The 4,234-nt window shown below is 52.0% G+C and carries 1 protein-coding gene and 5 pseudogenes; 4 read left to right on the top strand and 2 right to left on the bottom strand.

Annotation, left to right across the window (positions count from 1 at the left end; all coding sequences use genetic code 11):
• Window positions 1-454: 454 nt before the first annotated feature.
• Window positions 455-595 (bottom strand): annotated as a pseudogene (locus MFF30_RS21560) (IS3 family transposase); the annotation flags it as partial.
• 56 nt (window positions 596-651) lie between these two features.
• On the opposite strand from MFF30_RS21560, the pseudogene MFF30_RS21555 reads away from it, so the two are divergent.
• From MFF30_RS21555 to MFF30_RS21545, 3 genes and pseudogenes are all read left to right on the top strand, one after another.
• Window positions 652-813, top strand: a pseudogene (locus MFF30_RS21555) (IS481 family transposase); the annotation flags it as partial.
• Window positions 810-1,212: pseudogene (locus MFF30_RS21550) on the top strand (transposase); the annotation flags it as partial. The pseudogenes MFF30_RS21555 and MFF30_RS21550, both read left to right, overlap by 4 nt.
• Window positions 1,213-1,972: 760 nt before the next feature.
• Window positions 1,973-3,814 (top strand): carbamoyltransferase C-terminal domain-containing protein, encoded by a 1,842-nt coding sequence (locus MFF30_RS21545; RefSeq protein ID WP_238282045.1) that lies wholly within the window; start codon window positions 1,973-1,975, stop codon window positions 3,812-3,814.
• Window positions 3,815-3,855: 41 nt separating this feature from the next.
• On the opposite strand, the pseudogene MFF30_RS21540 reads toward MFF30_RS21545, so the two are convergent.
• Window positions 3,856-4,026, bottom strand: a pseudogene (locus tag MFF30_RS21540) (IS630 family transposase); the annotation flags it as partial.
• Window positions 4,027-4,101: 75 nt separating this feature from the next.
• Here MFF30_RS21540 and MFF30_RS21535 point away from each other — a divergent pair.
• Window positions 4,102-4,234, top strand: a pseudogene (locus MFF30_RS21535) (IS110 family transposase); the annotation flags it as partial.

Below are 4,234 nucleotides of genomic sequence, written 5' to 3'. Positions count from 1 at the left end.
GTCGAGCGCACCTTCGGCTGGCTGAGCCACTGGGGTGGGCTTCTCCGCGAGCGGGCCGGACGCCTCGACGTCGCGACCGGACGCCTCATCTGCGTAGCTTGCCTCATGGCCGCCAACACCCTCAACAATCCAGCCTAAGCGATCGCGCTCAAACAGGCTCTCAGGCCGGTGTCTCCGCGCTTCTGCGCTGACGCTACCCTGATCCTCACCGGCATCCTATCTGTCAATTCTTTCCGTCCCGACAATCTGGAAACTACCATGGCTTGCGCCCTGCCCGCCGCCGGGCTCCAATGTGCGCTGGCTTCCCCAGCCATGGCCGCCAGACACCGCACCGTCTGTGAGGCCCGGGGCGTGCGGCTCTCCATCTTGGCGGCCACCGTATCGACATGCCGGTTACGTTGGTGCAGACCAGTCACAGGCGCCTTCATCGATCAACTTGCGGACGGGGCGGGCCATACGTTTTTTTGAGCATGCGGTTCTCCAGGATGAGATCCGCTACGACCTCCTTCAGCGCCCCCGCTTCGCGACGTAGATCCCGTACCTCGTCCATGGTAGCCACCCGAGTCGTGTCGCCGGACAGGCGCTTCTTGCTAGCTGTTTGATCCCGGGGTTTGATGGTGCACTTTTCACGCCGGAGTGGAGGGACGCGCTATGGGCCAGGTTCTTCACGGCAGCGCCACAACGACGGAGGCGACCCGTCGAGCGATCCAGCATAGTCAAGCGAGCCTGGGGGCCCTCTCGAAGCGCTACGGGATCAACCCGAAGACAGTCGCCAAGTGGCGGCGGCGGACCTCGGTCGCCGATCAGCGCACGGCCATTGGAAGACAACGACTTTCGTCGCCGGGCTGCGCCTGACCGGGATTGCAGCCCCGTTCGTGCTCGACGGGCCCATTAACCGCGACGCCTTCCAGGCTTACGTCGAACGGGTGCTGGTGCCTGAACTGAACAACGGCGACATCGTCGTCATGGACAACCTCGGAAGCCACAAGAGCATGGCCGTGCAGGCTGCCATCGAGGCGGCAGGCGCGCGGCTCTTGTTCCTCCCGCAAGCTCAAGGCCCTCCTGCGCAAGGCCGCCGAGCGCACTGTCGAGGGGCTGTGGTCGGCAATCGGACGCCTCATCGACACCGTCAAACCAGACGAAAGTGAAAACTTCTTCGCAGCTGCCGGATACGATCCAGATTACACCGAAAATGCTTTAAGTGAGATTTAACTCTACCCGCTAGTCGTCTAAAGAAATTATACGATCCAGGACCTAATTTCATCATCCGAGACTATCTGAATGACAACCCGAACGTCTTTGCTGTCCCGGTGAACTATTTCTACACTTCCTACAGCACGGTAGGGCGCAAGGGGGGGCGAGCTGGGAGAGGGGCTTATCGAACAGATGATCTGCGGTAGAACCATGCCCCGTTGGCCTGCTCAATCCGTATGTCAATTGATGACCTGACCATGATCCGTCCAACTGAAGCTGCGGTGGTTTTTCGTATCTATTACTGACTTGTTGCTGCGAGTTTATTGGTAACAGTGTCAGATCCGATAAGCTGAGGACTGCGCCCGATCAACCGTTGGGTCTCACTAAAGCCCACCTAAACAAATCCGAGGCGAGCTATTTCGTTTGGCCCGATATCCATAAAGATGTAAGTATGGTATGAGCTTTGTGCTACCTCGTGCTATGAGTGCAAGCGATGAATTTGGCAACCGACCTGCCATTAAACAGCTGCACAGTTGGAGGGTAGTCGCGTAGTGAAACCTTCTTCCAAGTAGCGAATATTATCGTCCCATCTCGAGTTGTGTAAATAATATTTTGCTTTTGAAATTTTCGTTTTGATTTTAATTTATAACTTTATATTTGATCTTATCTCTTGTTTTTCAGTAGCCCTTCGGTAAGATTTATGCCATCAATTTGTCAATTGTGTTGAGTGAAATTCAATACGGTACTAATCATATATCCAGCAGAATAAAGGTATACAATGGACAGCATCGGATATCATTTTGGCCATGACGCAGGTGCTGCTCATCTTGATGAAGCAGGCATAAAGCGCTTCCTAAGTAAAGAGCGATTTTGCCGCATCAAGCATGCACTTGGTCTCTCTAGTGATGATGTTGCCCAGCTAATCGACGGCTGCTCTAAAGACACTGCTATTGGGCTTTCATCTACTCAAAATGTACCGATAATTTTCGATAGCAATTTCATTGTCAACATTGATGGGATCGAAACTGGAAATTCAAATGCTTTTTTCGAAAAAATCGGTCCCACCCATCCATATTATCTGCAAACTAGTTGGAACAATAATATTGCCAATAGCCGCTGTGTAACAGTTGACGAGTCCCAATTCTATTATGAAACCTATGCAAATAGCAATTGTAATGCTTCTTACGAAACGCTGGCTATGGTTGGCTACGCAGACCCTGTCTTGAATACGTGGATGCGAAAAAGTGCAAAATTGTCATTAAATGGAGTTGATCGGCCTGCAACATTTTACCAGCATCACTTACTACATGCTTTTTACGCAGCCTACGCAATTTCGCCCGACAAACCCGCATTGATCGTAACCGGCGATGGCGGAATAGGTCCTTCTTTTGCAGGCGGTGGTATTTATTTTTGGACGCCGCCTGGCAACCTTCGTCCGGTTGCACCAGTCGATGGCTGGCTTGGTGAGTTCTATACGACAGTTAGTATTCTTTGCGGCTTCGATGCTACTGGAGGCCCCGGCAAAATGATGGGGCTCGGACCTTACGGTCGATCTATTCACATGGATACTGGGCTGATTGGTACGCGGCGTCAAGTTACGCTTGATGGCAAACTCGATATGAATGAAGTAGTTTGGCGTTGGCTCGTCCGCAGTAATGTTGACATCGCGGCTCTATCTAATTGGAATCGAGGGGGCCGAATTCCGCCGGGAAACGTTGCTGATGTCGCTGCAACGGCACAGACTATTATTGAGCTGAACTTGATCAAACTTTTGCGTTCGGCTGAAGCTATCGCTCGACGGTGTCGGCATGAGTACGAATCAATTCTATTGTGCGGAGGGCTTGCGCTGAATTGCCCTTCAAACTCTACACTGAACGATGTACTTAAGGTACCAGTATTAGTTCCTCCGGCAGTCAATGACGAAGGCTTGTCCATTGGGGCGGCCGTTGCTGCGTATGTAGATAAACATCTATGTCTTCCAAATGGCCCTCGAAATTTTGCGGATAGTGTATACATTGGATCGTATCCTACGGTTGATGAAGTCGAAGCAGCCGGTGCTGAGTTGGGATGGAAAACGATTGCCCAGAAGGACACTATGTTATACGAGACGGCGCAGTTACTTGCCGCTGGTATGATTATTGGCGTATGTTCTGGCCGAAGTGAACTTGGGCCTCGAGCTCTTGGCCATCGCTCTATTCTTGCCGATCCATGTAGTCTAAAAAATTGGGAAGCAGTTAATAAAATCAAAGGTAGGGAATCATGGCGCCCATTTGCCCCGGCAGTACTCTTTCAGGACGCCTCAAATTGGTTCGATCGTGGTCCGTCTTTTTCTCCTTACATGCTTTTTAACTATCGGTGCACATCTAAGTTGTTTCCTGCCGTTACACATTTTGACCATACTGCAAGGGTTCAGCACGTTGTACCAGAAACCGGGTTGCTATATCTACTTCTGGAGGAGATGCGCTTTATTGGCCGCGATCCAATACTCTTGAATACATCTTTCAATGGGCCGGGAGTCCCAATCGTAGAGGGGATTTATGATGCCTTAGCGGAAGCATCTCGTCTCGGTTTGACGTACGTTTTAACAGACTTTGGCCTTTTATGCCGGGAGCAAATCTAGTGCACTGTCTCAAACGGATGGTTTATACCAATCCTCATTGATCAGAACCCATAGGCCCATTCGCGGGATCCGATCGACATGATGCGCTCGGGTCGGTTGATGAGGGTGTTCCAGGCGTGGCAGCAGTGGTCGAGGATGTCGGCATAGGATTGGAAGATCCGGTTGCCGAGCCAGTTGTCGCGCATGAACTGCCAGAGGTTCTCGACTGATGGTGTGGATGGCTCCTGCTCCCGGGTTTGCGTTGGGGCATAGTCGGGATGTTGTCGCCTCACGCTGAGGAGCCACCCATGTCCGAGCTTGCTACGGTCGGTATCGACCTCGCGAAGAGCGTTTTCCAAATCCACGGTGTCGATGAAAGCGGTCGTGTTCTCGTGCGTCGCCAACTGCGTCGAAGTCAGTTACTCGCGTTTTTCGAGAAAC

The sequence above is a fragment of the Methylobacterium goesingense genome (assembly GCF_022179225.1).
Lineage (GTDB): Bacteria > Pseudomonadota > Alphaproteobacteria > Rhizobiales > Beijerinckiaceae > Methylobacterium > Methylobacterium goesingense.
This window is presented reverse-complemented; position numbering and strand designations above follow the sequence as displayed.

Coding starts and splice junctions, on each gene's coding strand:
- MFF30_RS21545 (WP_238282045.1), top strand. CDS start 1,973: ATGGACAGCATCGGATATCATTTTGGCCATGACGCAGGTGCTGCTCAT.